11 protein-coding genes, 1 tRNA gene and 3 pseudogenes are annotated in these 13,938 nt (G+C 58.6%); 6 read left to right on the forward strand and 9 right to left on the reverse strand.

Going from position 1 to position 13,938, the window contains the following annotated elements; genetic code table 11:
• Positions 1–19: 19 nt before the first annotated feature.
• A tRNA-Trp gene (locus ACZ1GS_RS01275) sits at positions 20–95 on the reverse strand.
• A gap of 280 nt (positions 96–375) precedes the next feature.
• On the opposite strand from ACZ1GS_RS01275, the gene ACZ1GS_RS01280 reads away from it, so the two are divergent.
• Together ACZ1GS_RS01280 and ACZ1GS_RS01285 are read left to right on the forward strand one after the other, a co-directional pair.
• A complete protein-coding gene (locus ACZ1GS_RS01280; protein WP_472696696.1) occupies positions 376–747 on the forward strand; it encodes a PilZ domain-containing protein in 372 nt (123 codons plus the stop codon).
• A 74-nt stretch (positions 748–821) separates the two neighbouring features.
• Entirely contained in the window at positions 822–1,367 is a 546-nt protein-coding gene (locus tag ACZ1GS_RS01285) for a cupin domain-containing protein (RefSeq protein ID WP_472696697.1), read from the forward strand.
• Positions 1,368–1,677: 310 nt separating this feature from the next.
• Here ACZ1GS_RS01285 and ACZ1GS_RS01290 read toward each other — a convergent pair whose 3' ends face one another.
• From ACZ1GS_RS01290 to nhaA, 3 genes and pseudogenes are all read right to left on the reverse strand, one after another.
• Positions 1,678–2,898, reverse strand: coding sequence for an aromatic ring-hydroxylating oxygenase subunit alpha (locus tag ACZ1GS_RS01290; protein ID WP_472696698.1), 1,221 nt, complete (start codon positions 2,896–2,898; stop codon positions 1,678–1,680).
• 116 nt (positions 2,899–3,014) lie between these two features.
• Positions 3,015–3,362, reverse strand: a pseudogene (locus ACZ1GS_RS01295) (YbaN family protein); the annotation flags it as partial.
• A gap of 85 nt (positions 3,363–3,447) precedes the next feature.
• Positions 3,448–4,623 carry a Na+/H+ antiporter NhaA gene (gene nhaA, locus ACZ1GS_RS01300; protein ID WP_472696699.1) on the reverse strand — a complete coding sequence of 392 codons (1,176 nt, stop codon included), beginning with the start codon at positions 4,621–4,623 and terminating at the stop codon, positions 3,448–3,450.
• 321 nt (positions 4,624–4,944) lie between these two features.
• On the opposite strand from nhaA, the pseudogene ACZ1GS_RS01305 reads away from it, so the two are divergent.
• Both ACZ1GS_RS01305 and aat read left to right on the forward strand, forming a co-directional pair.
• Positions 4,945–5,870: pseudogene (locus ACZ1GS_RS01305) on the forward strand (hydrogen peroxide-inducible genes activator).
• Positions 5,871–5,907: 37 nt separating this feature from the next.
• Complete coding sequence (gene aat, locus ACZ1GS_RS01310; protein ID WP_472698048.1) at positions 5,908–6,765, forward strand: leucyl/phenylalanyl-tRNA--protein transferase; 858 nt, start codon at positions 5,908–5,910, stop codon at positions 6,763–6,765.
• Positions 6,766–6,800: 35 nt separating this feature from the next.
• On the opposite strand, the pseudogene ACZ1GS_RS01315 reads toward aat, so the two are convergent.
• The 5 genes and pseudogenes from ACZ1GS_RS01315 to ACZ1GS_RS01335 all read right to left on the reverse strand — a co-directional run.
• Positions 6,801–7,289, reverse strand: a pseudogene (locus tag ACZ1GS_RS01315) (DUF2155 domain-containing protein); the annotation flags it as partial.
• On the reverse strand, positions 7,265–7,666 hold the full coding sequence (locus ACZ1GS_RS01320) for an NADH:ubiquinone oxidoreductase subunit NDUFA12 (protein WP_472696700.1): 402 nt from the start codon (positions 7,664–7,666) through the stop codon (positions 7,265–7,267). The gene ACZ1GS_RS01320 and the pseudogene ACZ1GS_RS01315, both read right to left, overlap by 25 nt.
• Positions 7,667–7,744: 78 nt before the next feature.
• A complete protein-coding gene (locus tag ACZ1GS_RS01325; protein WP_472696701.1) occupies positions 7,745–8,263 on the reverse strand; it encodes a DUF192 domain-containing protein in 519 nt (172 codons plus the stop codon).
• Positions 8,264–8,282: 19 nt separating this feature from the next.
• Positions 8,283–8,900 carry a cold-shock protein gene (locus tag ACZ1GS_RS01330; protein ID WP_472696702.1) on the reverse strand — a complete coding sequence of 206 codons (618 nt, stop codon included), beginning with the start codon at positions 8,898–8,900 and terminating at the stop codon, positions 8,283–8,285.
• A gap of 149 nt (positions 8,901–9,049) precedes the next feature.
• Positions 9,050–9,583 carry a regulatory protein RecX gene (locus tag ACZ1GS_RS01335; RefSeq protein ID WP_472696703.1) on the reverse strand — a complete coding sequence of 178 codons (534 nt, stop codon included), beginning with the start codon at positions 9,581–9,583 and terminating at the stop codon, positions 9,050–9,052.
• 166 nt (positions 9,584–9,749) lie between these two features.
• Between ACZ1GS_RS01335 and ACZ1GS_RS01340 the strand changes: the two genes are divergently transcribed.
• Together ACZ1GS_RS01340 and ACZ1GS_RS01345 are read left to right on the forward strand one after the other, a co-directional pair.
• Positions 9,750–11,480 carry a fatty acyl-AMP ligase gene (locus ACZ1GS_RS01340; protein ID WP_472696704.1) on the forward strand — a complete coding sequence of 577 codons (1,731 nt, stop codon included), beginning with the start codon at positions 9,750–9,752 and terminating at the stop codon, positions 11,478–11,480.
• Positions 11,481–11,566: 86 nt separating this feature from the next.
• Positions 11,567–13,936 (forward strand): putative bifunctional diguanylate cyclase/phosphodiesterase, encoded by a 2,370-nt coding sequence (locus tag ACZ1GS_RS01345; protein ID WP_472696705.1) that lies wholly within the window; start codon positions 11,567–11,569, stop codon positions 13,934–13,936.
• Positions 13,937–13,938 lie beyond the last annotated feature (2 nt).

The raw sequence follows: 13,938 nt of genomic DNA on the forward strand, positions 1-13,938 counted from the left end.
CGCCAAACTGGGAAGAAAATGGCAGGAGTGCACGGACTCGAACCGTGGGCCCTCGGTTTTGGAGACCGATGCTCTACCAACTGAGCTACACTCCTACGCGCGACAGATCATGATGGTCGTGATCATATCAACTCGCGCCCATTAACCCCATGTGGCGCGAAGGGCAAGCGGGATTCTGCAGGCTGCCGCTGGGTTTGGCTTTGGTCAATATGGTTAATTTCCTCCGAATCCCTGTTTACCCCACGGACGAACAGCTGGTTTACCCGCGCATGTGAAAAGCGGATGTCGATGCAGTTTCCTAGGAGTTGTTTTCCGAGGCGTTGTTTTCGGGGGGAACTCTGTATCGGCGGGGGCGCCATGACTTAGGAGCTTAATATGACACAACTACTTACCAAAGAATCGTTTCAAACACCCAATTTCGTGCATTACGCCGAAGCAGCGGAAGAAGACCGCTGCGCCCCACGACACGAGCTGCTGATCCCTGCGCGCATGCGCTTTTCCGGATCAACCAGCTTTGCGGTTGTGGTTACCGACATGTCGCTGGCCGGTTTTGCCTGCGATGCGTTGTTGCAAATTCATCCCGGCACCCGGTGCTGGCTGACTTTGCCTGGTCTCGGAGCGCTGGAGGCGGAAGTGGTTCGCCACAGCCATCTCGGTCTGGGCTGTGCGTTCAAGAACCTGCTTAACCCTGCGGTTCTGGATCGCTACATCGCCCGCTACCCGATGCCGGAGCCGCTCGAAGACTGATCGGGCATCGCGGAGTCTTTTGCCGGATGCCATGACCATGCTATGCCCTTCTCCAATCTGGTCTGGAGAACGACATGACACATGGTGACAGCGCCCGGGAAAAGCCCGAACCTCTAAAAGTCCTGCGCATTTTCCGAAAGGCGGATGCGCAGGACTTTGATGATGCCGGCCATATGTCCTACGTCGACGAGGCCGATGTCATTCTAAGCGGCCTGACGAAAATGGGCGAAGCCGGCGTCGCCGACGGCTATAAGGGCACCTGCCTGTTTAGCGGCTTTGGTTTTTCGCTGCATCATTTCTGGTTCAAGCCCGGCTATCCCTTGCCGCTCCACAGCCATGACAGCGATTGCCTCTATTATATTGTCGCCGGCGATATCCGCATGGGCACCGAGGAAATGGGGCCCGGCGACGGGTTTTTCCTGCCCGCCGAAACGCCCTATACCTACACGATCGGAGAGCCGGGCGTCGAAATACTGGAATTTCGTACCGCCGAGGATTTCAATATCCAGTTCAAGGGCAAGACCGACGCCTATTGGGAAAAAATGCTCGAAAAGCTGCGCACGGAACGCCCCAAATGGGAACAGGCGCTACCGCCCAGCCGCGATTTCCGGAACGCGTGAGGGTGTAGAGTCTTTTTTGGGCCTCAAGCGCCGGGATTCTTTTATTTAACCTCAGGCGCCGGGCGGCGACATCCGTCGCCTTGGCTATCGCGCCAGTAGGCGCGGCGGCCGGTCGGCCTTGCCTCGCTGCGCTCGGTTGTATGGCTTCAAGCCGGGCACCAATCCGACGCATCGCGTCGGCAAGCGCCACCGCGCGCCCGAGCTTGTGCGAGGATAGCCAAGGCGACGGATGTCGCCGCCCGGCGCCTGAGGTTCCAAAAAGACTCCCCGCGCCCGGCGCTTGAGGTCCAATAAAGAATCCTCCCCCGCTTTATTCGGCAGCCTCCAGCTGCGGCGCGAACATCGCGTCCAGTTCGGCGTCGTCGGCCTTGATCAGGCGATCGACCCATTGATGGAACACCTGTCCGCCGCCCTCGTTGCGGCCGAACCAGACCTTGTCGAGCATGCCCGATTGCAGCGATTCATGCTGGCGCTTACCGGTCTTATAGTCTTCTTCGGCAACCACGGTTTCGAGAAAGGCAAATTGCTCATGCGCGCCCTGGCGCACGGCTTCGTCGGTGGGTTCATGCTCCATCACATAAAATTGCGTGGTAAAGCTTTCGCCCACCGTCTTGCCCGGGAAGAGCTGCGAGATCATCGCCCCGCGTCCGCCGCCGCCATAAAAGCTCGCGATCGAGATATGCGGGAAGATCGTCCACACGCCCTGCAGCAACGCATCAATCGGCCAGTCCTTTTCGTCGGTCTCGGTCAGGTCGAGCTGTTCGTCGCTGCCGGTCTTCTGGACAAATTTCGACGGCGAAGCGAGCCGCTGGTGCGGACCCCAGGCGAAATAATTGGCGCGGTTGAAAAAGTCGGCCCCGAACGTGTCCTTGTGCAGCACGGGGAGATGGTAAAAGTCGAGATAGCCGTCATAGGCGGTTTTCCAGTTCGGACCCGGGATCGTGCGCTGGTCGAACAGATGCCATGTCTTGAAACCAAAATGCTCGAGCAGATTGTCATAGCCGCACAGATAGGCTTCGATGTCGAGGCTGCTGTCGAGATCCAATGTCGCCCAGATCAGGCCCGCGCGCTCCAGTGTCGGGAATTTCTTGAGGCAGAAAGCCGCCTTGTCGACCGTGCCGAAATCCTTGGGCGAGGCGACCGCGAGCAGGTCGCCATTATTTTTGAACGTCCAGCCATGATAGCCGCAGGTAAAGCGCGAGGCCTTGCCGCTGCCCTGTGCGACCGGATTGCCGCGATGGGTGCAGCTGTTGAGAAAGGCCTGGGCGCTGCCGTCTTTCTGCCGGGTGACCAGAACCGGAATGCCGGCAATGTCCATCGCCTTGTAACAGCCGGGTTCCGGCAATTCACAGGACGGGGCGACCATCAATGGCAAGCGTTTGAAGATGCGTTCCTTTTCCTCTTCAAACCGCTGCTCATCGGTATAATCGGAGGACGGCACGGCGACGACATTGTCGACCAGTTCCATCGTGTCATCCTTGCCATGTTCGACCAGCGAACGCGTCATTTCGAGTAATTTTTCCCGCGACATTTTTCTCTCCATATCTGGCTGGAGAATATCAAAATCGGGCCAGGATCATACTATTCTTTATGCGGAGACTCGCCATCCTCTGAAACCGCATCGGCGGGTGCCGGGCCCGCGTCGGGTTCGTTGCGTGTCCATATCCAGGTGCCGCCGATCAGTGCGGCCGCAACCGGGATCAGACTCCATGGCAGCTTGACGAATAGCAACGCAATGATAGCGCTGGCTGCAAAGGCGAAAAGCGCGGCGCGTTTGCCCTTGCGGGTAATCGCCCGGCGTTGGCGCCAGTTCAGAATATGCGGGCCAAAGACCGGATGATCGAGCAGCCAGGCTTCCAGCCGCGGACTGCTGCGGGCAAAGCAGAAGGCGGCGAGGATTACGAACGGCACTGTCGGGAGCAGCGGCAGGACGATACCAATGGCGCCCAGGGCCAGGGCGGTGAGCCCGCCGACAAGATAAAGAGACCGCGTCATGCGCGACTGCCGTAGCATAATTGCGCGCTGGCCGAGCATCTAAATCAGGTCCCTCAGCTCATCGCCGGTTCGCCGGACGGATTGGTCACGGATGAACGGCTTCCCCGGCAAAGCGCAGGATCAGGAAGCCGAGCAGTCCGGATATCAACGACCCGCTGATCACGCCGAGCTTCACCGTTTCAATCTGGTCCGCGTCGACAAAGGCGAGATTGCCGATGAACAGGCTCATGGTAAAGCCGATGCCGGTGAGACAGGCCAGCCCGTAGAGCTGCAGCCATGATACGCCTTCCGGTCGCTTGACCAGGCGGAACTGGGCGGCGACGAACATGAAGCCGAACACACCGATCTGTTTTCCAACCACCAGGCCGGCGGCGATGCCGAGGGCCAGCGGGGCGAACAGGTCGCTGATCTGCAGGCCGGCAAACGAGACGCCGGCATTGGCGAAGGCGAAGATCGGCAACACCATGAAGGCGGTCCACGGGTGCAGGATATGCTCGAGATGCTTGAGCGGCGAGGTGCCGTCCTTGGCATTGAGCGGGATCGCAAGCGCGGCGATCACGCCGGCCAGCGTCGCGTGGACACCGGATTTGAGCACACAGATCCAGAGAAATGTGCCGACCAGGACATAAGGCGCAATCCGCACCACCCCAAAGCGGTTGAGCAGGAACAGCGCGACCATGCCAACGCCGGCGAGGCCGAGCGAAAGGGTCGAGACATTGGCGGTGTAGAACAGCGCAATGATGATGATCGCGCCGATATCATCGATAATCGCAATCGCGAGCAGCAGGATTTTGAGCGACACCGGCGCATGTTTGCCGAGCAGGGCGAGAACGCCGAGGGCAAAGGCAATGTCGGTGGCGGCGGGGATTGCCCAGCCGTTGAGATTTTCGGGACTGCCCCAGTTGAAATAGACAAAAACCAGCGCCGGAATGGCCATTCCGCCGACGGCGGCGATGGCGGGCAGGGCGGACTTGTCGATACTGGACAATTGGCCTTCGACCACCTCTCGCTTGACCTCGAGTCCGACGAGAAAGAAGAAAATCGCCATCAGGCCATCGTTGATCCACAGCGACAGCGGCTTGGCAATTTCCAGGGCGCCAAATTGCACCACCACCGGAATTTGCAGAAAGGCCGCATAATAGGGACTGAACGCGCTGTTGACAGCGATCATCGCCAACACGGCGGCGATGAACAGGACGATCCCCGCACTGGTTTCCCGGGCGATAAATTCCTGAAGGGCGGTGCGGACTTTGACGACCATATGGGTTTCTTTTCATTATGGATGGAGAAGGCGGTATATATAAAAAGGGGCAGCAGTAGAAAGAGGGAAACTGCTGCCCCTAGGTCGGGGGGTGAGAAGTGCGCTGCTAGAGAAGAGCGCCGATTGTCCCTCTGGGCCGGTCTGGCTGGAGAAATGATCGGTATCGGCGAACAGGAAGACTCAAATTATTTTTTGCCATCTGTCTGCTTTTCTTTCCTCTTGCTTCGCTTGAGCTTGATATTGCAGCTTTTCGGTGATACTTCCAATCGAATGAAAATTGAATTGTCAATAGATAACGTCTATTAAACAAAAGGTGAGATCATGCCAACATTGCGCCAGTTTCAATATCTTGTGGCGGTTGCCGACCATCGCCATTTCGGCCGCGCAGCGCAAGCCGCCGGGGCATCACAACCGACTTTGAGTCACCAGTTGCGCGCGCTCGAGGCGCGGCTGGGCGTGACGCTGGTGGAGCGGCGGACCCACGGCGCTGAACTGTCCCCGATCGGCCGCGAAATTGCCGAGCGGGCCCGGCGGGTGCTGGTCGAGGTGAAGGATATCCGCGACCTTGCCGAACGCGCCAGCGAGAGTCTGGCGGGGACGCTGCGTTTTGGGGTTTCGCCCACATTGGGCCCCTATTTGATGCCGCCGGTCATTGCCGCGCTTCACAAGGATCAGCCAGATCTGCGCTTTTATATGCGCGAAGGCATTCCCGATCTCCAGGCGATGGAACTGGTCAAGGGATCGATCGACATGCTGCTCGGGCCGTTGCCGATCGAGGGCGAGAATCTGACCATTGAACCTTTGTTTCGGGAACCGCTCATTCTGGTGGCACCCCCGATCACCCGCTGGCAACGCGCAGCGACCTGACCAAGGATGATCTCTATGGTGTGCCGGTGCTGAGCCTGGATCGCCGCCACCATTTGCACCGCGATGTCGCGGAACAATGCCGGCAACATGGCATGAACCTGTTGCAGGACTATGAAGGCACCAGCCTCGACAGCGTCCGTCAAATGGTTGCATCGGGGCTTGGCCTCGCCATCCTGCCGGCGCTCTACGTGCGATCAGAACTCGGGCATGGCGGCGATATCGCGCGACTACAGGTCGACGGCTGGACCGCGTCGCGGAGCGTCGGTCTGGCCTGGCGCTCGGGCGCCGGTTTTGCCGATGAATATATGAATGTCGCAGAGCGAGTCGCGAATGAGGCCAAGAATTTGCTGAACGAGGTGGTGCGTGGCGATCAATATTGATCTGCTGCTAAAAGCTTATGCATCGGGTATTTTCCCCATGGCCGATGCGCGCGACGATCCGGAAACCTTTTGGGTCGAACCCAAAACCCGTGCAATTCTGCCGCTCGATGGTTTTCGCCTGTCGCGCTCGCTGCGCAAGACGATCCGGTCGGACCGGTTTGAAGTCACTACGGATACTGCATTCCAGTCGGTCATTGCCCATTGCGCCGAGGCCGCAGCGGATCGCCAGGAGACCTGGATCAACCGCGAAATAGAGGACGCTTTTGCGATCCTGCATCGCCGAGGCCGGGCCCATAGCGTGGAATGCTGGACGACCGACCCGGATGGCAAGCGCAGATTGGCAGGCGGTCTATATGGCGTGGAAATTGGCGGCGCTTTCTGCGGTGAAAGCATGTTCTCGCGCGCCCGCGATGCGTCGAAAGTGGCTCTGGCCTGGCTGGTGGCGCGGCTGATCGTCGGTGGTTTTTCGGTGCTGGATTGTCAGTTCATGACCGATCATCTCGCGTCGCTCGGTGCCATCGAGATTGACCAGAGCGAATATCTCGAGCGTTTGCACGCGGCCCAGCATTATCCCCAAAGCCATCCCCAGAGTTTTCCCGGCACTTATCCCCAGACTTATCCTTCGCCGGCATTCTCGGCAATCAGATCGCCGATCGGGTCGTCTGATTCAGGCGCTGGCGCGGGGACCGTCGGAACCGGGGCCGGAGCAGGTACCGGTACGGGCGCTGGAGCCGGCCCCTCGTCAGAGCTGGTCGCGCCCTCATTCGCGTCGCTGGATGTGCTGCTGGCAACCGGTGAGGAAGAGGCGCGCGGTGCGGTCGGATCGGCAGAATCTTGGGGCGGATTTTCCTCGCCCGGGAAACTCATCGCGCAGCTTTTGACCCAGACATCGTAGATCGGGTGCTCGACCACGTTTAGCGAAGGCGATTCGCGGAACAGCCAGCCGGAAAATACTTTACGCCACTGATCATCACCTTGCCGGGTGGCCGGGCGATCATTGACCAGCAACTGGACAAAAGCGCCCTGTTCGGGGGTCAGTTCCCATGGCGCGGTCCGTTCACAGGCGCGCAGGCGCACAATGGCGCGGCCGATGCGGATCGACTGGCCCGGTTTCAGCTCGAGGTCGCGGGTCAGGCCGTTGCGTTTGTTGAGAAAGCCCAAAGTGGCGACCCGGTCCGACATGGGTGTGCCGATTTGATCGGTCACGGGTTGGACAAGATCGTCATTGGTTGCTGCGACTTCGGCTTTTTCCGCGGGCTGGCCGGTATTTTCGGTATCCAGTTCATCGCTGCCAAACAGTCCGCAACCGGTCAATAACAGCGCGCCGGCAAGCACCGGCAAAAGCCGGAGCTGTGCAGTTGGCGCGGAACGAACCGAAGGAACGAAGCGGGCGATCATTCCGCCTCGGCCGGATTCCATGGTTCATAGTCGCCCGTCGCAGCCGCGCGCACGCCGCCCGATTCCAGGGCACCCGCCGGACGATAGGCTTTTGCGGTTCCGGTCAGATTGCCGGTCGGTTCCTGTTCCCAGATGCGCGGTTGCGGCAAATGGCTTTCAGGGACTTCATCATAGCTTTTGTGGAGCCAGCCGTGCCACTCGGGCGGCACCAGGCTGGCGTCATTGGCGCCGGCATAAATGACCCACCGGCGTTTCTGGCCAGCTTCGGCCTTTTTCGACTGGTAATATTTATTGCCAAAAATATCTTCGCCAACGGCCTCGCCATTGCGTGCGCTATACAAGCTGGTGCCGATGGTTGCCCCATCCCACCATGTGAAAATTTTGCCTAAAAGTCCCATGGCTGATCGCTTAGCGTCTGCTGTGGGCAATTCGCAAACAAAAAATGCCGCAAGACGCTCTGTTCATCGCAGCCGGCGTCATTCCTGCCATGCCACCTGATCTCCCGGGGCAAGCCTCAGTTCTGCCGCACGTCCGCCGGCCAGCTCGAGAACTGCAGCCACCGGTTCACCCGATCGGACCGGGGCGAGCGAATAAGGGACCGTGTTTGCGGCAATCGACTCGATCGTGCCGTCCCGCCGGACAAAGATGATATCCAGTGGTATGACCGTATTCTTCATCCAGAAATTGGCCATGCGATCCTCGGCAAAAGGGAAAATCATACCGGCGTCTGGGGCCAGTTCGGTGCGAAACATCAAGCCCTGGGCCTGTTGCTCCTGGGTTTCGGCCAGCTCGACGCGGAACGCATGGGTTTCGCCAGCGGAGGCGATGGTCAGCGGAACAATGCGCAATCCCGCCTCCGAACGCTGATCGCCGGACTGGGATGTCTCCAAGGTCCGGCCATTGGCGGTGTCGCCGACGGGCATCTGGCAGGCGGTCAGAAGGATCGTGGCAGCCAGCAGCGCGGGCCCCCGATTCTGGTTTGCAAATAGCACCATTATGGAAAAATCTTTGCTGTTAGGCCGAAGGGTGGCTGATTTGCACGGCCATATGGCCGCGTTCGCCGGCATCGATCCGGGCGCGCAAATGCTGGCCCGGAACAATTTCGCCAATCCCGGCGTTGCGCAATGTTTCCATGTGGAGGAAAATGTCGCCATCAATATCGTCGACGATCAGAAACCCATAGCCCTTGGCGCGATTGAACCATTTGACTTCGGCGTCGACAAAGGCGGAATCATCATCAACCACATGCATGGACTTGCGTTTGACTTCGGGCGCGGGCTTGTGGACCAGCTGCTCGCAATTGGAAATATCGATGTCGAGGATCTTGGTCGCCTGCAGGCCCTTCGCCGCCGCGACATATTCGCAGGTCACGACCGCCATTTCCGGCAAGTCACGATGGCCGAGCGGCTCCAGCACCGTCCAGTGGACCAGGATATCCTGTCCCTTTTGCGACGGCATATCAACGTCATCCGTTTGCTCGGGAATGATGAACCCGAAGCCACGGTGGGAATCGAACCATTTGACATGGCCCTTGGTGGTCAAAACCGGCTTGTCAGTTACAGCGGACGCCGCACCAAAATCAGTGGTTTCAGCGTCTTCTGCCTGATCGGTTTCCGCATATAAACTGGCCACAACGCATCTCCGAAAACTATGCTTGAGCCCGGGGGATTAAGAAACAGGGACTCGAATATCGGTCTTATAACATATTATTTGTAAACTGGCGATTCTTGAGGTCACTGCAGGGCGCTGGCTCAAACTGTTCCAATATTTGGAAGAATCTGTCAGAAATCGACTGCTATTTCTTCGCCCGGCTTGGCAAAGACAAATCGCGACGCAACATCATAGCTGTGACCGGCGCGCAGGAACGCCTGAAGCTGTTTCTGTTGCTTGTCGCGATCGGCCAATTCCGCAGCAAACGGGCCGATCGCCTTTTTCTGGGCAAAGGTCTCGGCCGCATCCCATTTGCTTTGTTCGCTCAGATCGAGTGCGCCAGCGCCGTCATCTTCGCCAATGCCGGACTGGTGCAGCGCTTGGGAAACGCGTCTTTTGCCATAGCCCCGGCGAGTCAGCGCGGCTGCTTTCTGGTTGGCATAGAGCGCGTCGTCAATATAGCCCAGCTCGGCAAAGCGTTCGACCATCTCTTCCACCGGTGCCGGGTCATCTTCTGCCCAGGTGCGTTCTCTTAATTTACGGAAAAGATAGGATTTTAATTTGTGGCGCGTCGTGGCGTAGCGGCTGACATAGCGCAAAGCGAGCTCCTGCAGGCTCTTTTCGTTCAACGGCTTACCGCTATTTTTCAACGCTTTGACCTTCATCCGGTTGGGTTGCCCTTTTTGTGCCACAGTAGAGCCGAAATTTAAACGCCAGTTACAACCAAGAGACTTGGAGCAAGGCAAATGACGCCGGAATGAGCAGAAATTGGCGTCTGTCTGACAGAAATTACGGATTGAAAAGGCTGGACCTTTCAAAGATTGGATTTTTATGACTGAGCTCACACCCACCCCTACCGCCGATAGTTTGCCCCGCCGCTTTGCGGATTTCGAGACGCTGGGCGATGCCCTTGACTATGCCGCTCAGGGCCAGCGCGGGTTCAACTTTCATGACGCGCGCGCCTCTTTGGTGCGGGTCTACCCGTTCAGTGAATTGCGTACCGACGCGCTGGCTGCGGCGAAGCGGCTGATCGGCTTCGGTATCAAGCCGGGCGACCGGGTTGCGTTGATCGCGGATACCGAGCCGCAATTTGGCGCGCTGTTCTTTGGTGCCGTCTATGCCGGCGCGCTGCCAGTGCCGCTGCCATTGCCGACCTCTTTCGGCGGCAAGGAAAGCTATATCGAGCAGATTGGCGTGCAACTGGACAGCTGTGATCCAGCGATCATGCTCTATCCCGATGAAATCGAAGAGCTGGCGGCGTCGGCTGGCCAGTCCCGGGACATTCCGGTTTTCGGCTGGGACAAATTTGCCGAGCGCGATGAACCGGATTGCGCATTGCCGAAAGCGCAGAGCAGCGACATTGCCTATCTGCAATATTCGAGCGGCTCGACCCGCTTCCCGCATGGTGTAGCGGTTTCGCACAAGGCCTTGCTCCACAATGTCGGTTCGCATTCCCACGGCATGCTGGTGAATGAAGAGGATCGCTGCATTTCGTGGCTGCCTTTTTATCACGACATGGGACTGGTCGGCTGTTTCATCTCGATGGTCTGCAACCAGGTTTCGACCGACTATCTCAAAACCTCGGATTTTGCGCGGCGGCCCCTGTCATGGCTCGATCTGATTTCCCGCAACAAAGGCAGCTCCTGCAGCTTTTCGCCGACCTTTGGTTATGAAATCTGTGCCCGCCGGATTGGCAGCCAGTCCAATGTCGCCGAGCGGTTTGACCTGTCCCGCTGGCGGCTCGCCGGCAATGGCGCGGACATGATCCGCCCCGATGTGATGCAGCGCTTTACCGACGCCTTTGCACCGGCCAAATTTGACCCCAAGGCGTTTCTGCCGAGCTACGGGCTCGCCGAGGCGACGCTCGCGGTGACCCTGATGCCACCGGGCGAAGGCATGGAAGTCGAGCTGGTCGAGGAAACCGAACTGGCGGGCGAGAAACAGGCCGATGGCAGCCGCCCCAAGCGTTATCGGGCGATTGTGAATTGCGGCAAGCCGGTGCGCGACACCTTGCTCCAGATTCGCGAAGAAGATGGCACGGTCCTGCCGGAAAAAGCGGTTGGCAAGGTATGGATGAACAGCCCGTCGGTGATGGACTGCTATTATCGCGACCCCGAAGCCACGGCGGCCTGTCTGGTCGACGGCTGGCTGGATACCGGCGACATGGGCTATTTGTCGGACGGCTATCTCTATATTGTCGGCCGCGCCAAGGACATGATCATCATCAACGGCAAGAATCACTGGCCCCAGGATATCGAATGGGCGGTGGAGCAATTGCCCGGGTTCAAGGCGGGCGATATCGCGGCCTTTGCGATCACTACGCCAGGCGGCGATGAAACCCCGGCGGTGCTGGTGCAGTGCCGGACCTCCGATGACACCGAACGGTTGCGTCTGCGGGACGAAATTCGCGAGAAGGTGCGGGCGATCACCGGCATGAATTGCGTGATCGAACTGGTGCCACCACGGACCTTGCCGCGGACCAGCTCGGGCAAGTTGAGTCGCGCGAAAGCACGCAATCTCTATTTGTCCGGTGATATCCAACCTTATGCAATTGCTGCATAAACAAAGGTTAATTCGGATTAACCATAAATGGTAAAAAACAGCTGGCCGCTTACCTTTCGCTAAGACTTTCTCCGTATGGGGAGGGCGTGGAAGAAAAAGTATCACAATCCGGCTTGCCGCATGAAATTCCTCTGAGCGTATTGCTTGGGATCAAGGATCCCGAGGGTATGGACTGGGGCCGTATTCGCGTGCTGCAATTTGAAGGCATGCATCAGAACGGGTTTCTGAAGATGATCGCCTGTATCGTCTGCGGTATTCTGGCAGTGCAATTCAGCATCGGGAAAGTGAACGGGTTTATTCTCGCGGCCTGGACGATCGCGCTGGTCGGTCTCTACGTTTATAACTACGTCAAGGCCCGCAAGGAAGCGATCTGGGAACGCAAATCCGTGTCGCTGCGGGAAAATGCGGAGGTCGTGCTGACGTCCGCCTGCGGGGGATTGCTCTGGTCTTTTGCCATGGTGATGTTCGGCTCAACGACCGACCTGTCGGCGATGATCGGCATCTGGGCGTTGATTCTCTGTCTGATGGTCGGGTCTGCCATGCTGCTGTCGGCGGTGCCGCTGTCGAGTATCGTGTTCATCGGCCTGTGCGGGGCGTCCTCGGTTTACGGCTGGTACATGTTTGACAGCTTCCAGATGACGATGGCGTCGATCGCGATCACCATCCTGCTGATCGCCGCCTGCCTGATGAATGGCCGGTCCTTTGTCGACCGCAAGATTGCCGAGGCGAATCTCAACGAGAAAAAGGAAGTCGTCAGCCTGCTGCTGCGCGAGTTTGAGGATACCGGCGCCGACTGGCTGTGGCAGACCGATACCTCGCGCCGGCTGACCCATGTGTCGCCGCGTTTTGCGCATGCGGTTGGCAAAAGCGCCGAAGAAATCGAAACCCGTCCGTTTCTGCAGCTGGTCGCAGGCCAGGCCTGGGATTCCGGGAAATTCCCGCCCGCCTTGCACGAGCTGGCGGAGAAATTGAAGCGCCGCGACAGTTTCAGCAATATGCTGGTTCCGGTGTTGATCAATGACGAAACCCGCTGGTGGGAATTGTCGGCCTCTCCGAAGCTGGACGAAAACGGCATTTTTCATGGCTTTCGCGGCGTCGGATCCGATGTCACCGAGCAGCGCGAATCAGCCGACAAGATTTCCCGCATGGCGCGCTTTGATACGTTGACCGGATTGCCCAACCGCCTCCAGCTCACTGAAACGCTGGGCAAGGCGATGCAGGATTCCGACAAATGGAACGGACGTTGCGGCTTCATGATGATCGATCTGGATCGCTTCAAGGCGGTCAATGATACGCTGGGTCATCCGGTCGGTGACCGTTTGCTCGCGCGCGTGTCCGAGCGTCTGCGGTCGATCATGACGGCGAATGAGCTGTGCGGCCGTCTCGGCGGCGACGAATTTGCGATCGTGATCAAGGACGCCAGCGATTCCCAGTATATGGATATGCTCGGCAAGAAAATCATCGACACCTTGTCGCGGCCCTATGAGGTTGATCAGCACACGCTCTATATTGGCGCCAGCGTCGGCACCGCGATCGGGCCGCGCGATGGCCGGACGGTTGAAATGCTGATGCGGAGTGCGGATCTGGCGCTGTACCGGTCGAAAGATCAGGGCGGTGGTGCCCATAATCAGTATGAGCCGAAGCTGCATGTCCATGCCGAAGAACGCCGGGTGATGGAAATTGCCTTGCGCAAGGCGCTCGACAATGACGAATTCTCGATCAACTATCAGCCGGTGGTCAGCGCTGACACTGGCGGCGTGATGGGATTCGAAGCCCTGTTGCGCTGGACCAATCCCGAATTTGGGGTGGTTTCGCCAGCCAAATTTGTGCCGCTGGCTGAAGATGCCCGGCTGATTGTGCCGATTGGCGAATGGGTCATGCGCACCGCCTGCAAGGAAGCGATGAAATGGCCGTCGACCATCAAGGTCGCGGTCAATGTTTCAGCCGACCAGCTGACCGATTCCAATTTCCTCGACATGGTGGTGTCGGCTTTGCAGGACAGCGAATTGCCGGCGCACCGGCTCGAAATCGAAGTGACCGAGAGCATTTTCATGCGGGAAGGCACGGGCGCGGCACAGGTGCTCGACCAGATTATTGCGCTGGGCATCAATCTCTCGCTGGATGACTTTGGCACCGGCTATTCTTCGCTCGGCTATCTGCGCAAAACCCGCTTCACCACGATCAAGGTGGATCGCAGCTTTGTGCAGGGCGCCGCCAAGAAGGTTCCGGAAAGCCTCGCGATCATTCGCGCCGTCGTCGCGATGGCTGACAGCCTAGGCATGGCAACGACCGCAGAGGGCGCCGAGACCGAAGAAGAGGTCAAGATGATCCAGAAGCTGGGTTGCAGCAAGATCCAGGGCTATTATTTCGGTCGCCCGATGATCGCTGCTGATGCGCTAGACCTGTTCAAGGATTATAGTCCCGAACTCGACCAGATTGACGGCCGTGCCGCCTAAGC

This window comes from Parasphingorhabdus sp. W113 (genome assembly GCF_055693205.1).

What these genes read in the sequence shown, in the direction of transcription:
- ACZ1GS_RS01285 (WP_472696697.1), top strand. Translation starts at nt 822, where the DNA reads ATGACACATGGTGACAGCGCCCGGGAAAAGCCCGAACCTCTAAAAGTC.
- aat (WP_472698048.1), top strand. Translation starts at nt 5,908, where the DNA reads ATGGCCGATGCGCGCGACGATCCGGAAACCTTTTGGGTCGAACCCAAA.
- ACZ1GS_RS01290 (WP_472696698.1), bottom strand. Translation starts at nt 2,898, where the DNA reads ATGTCGCGGGAAAAATTACTCGAAATGACGCGTTCGCTGGTCGAACAT.
- ACZ1GS_RS01280 (WP_472696696.1), top strand. Translation starts at nt 376, where the DNA reads ATGACACAACTACTTACCAAAGAATCGTTTCAAACACCCAATTTCGTG.
- ACZ1GS_RS01320 (WP_472696700.1), bottom strand. Translation starts at nt 7,666, where the DNA reads ATGGGACTTTTAGGCAAAATTTTCACATGGTGGGATGGGGCAACCATC.
- ACZ1GS_RS01325 (WP_472696701.1), bottom strand. Translation starts at nt 8,263, where the DNA reads ATGGTGCTATTTGCAAACCAGAATCGGGGGCCCGCGCTGCTGGCTGCC.
- nhaA (WP_472696699.1), bottom strand. Translation starts at nt 4,623, where the DNA reads ATGGTCGTCAAAGTCCGCACCGCCCTTCAGGAATTTATCGCCCGGGAA.
- ACZ1GS_RS01340 (WP_472696704.1), top strand. Translation starts at nt 9,750, where the DNA reads ATGACTGAGCTCACACCCACCCCTACCGCCGATAGTTTGCCCCGCCGC.
- ACZ1GS_RS01335 (WP_472696703.1), bottom strand. Translation starts at nt 9,583, where the DNA reads ATGAAGGTCAAAGCGTTGAAAAATAGCGGTAAGCCGTTGAACGAAAAG.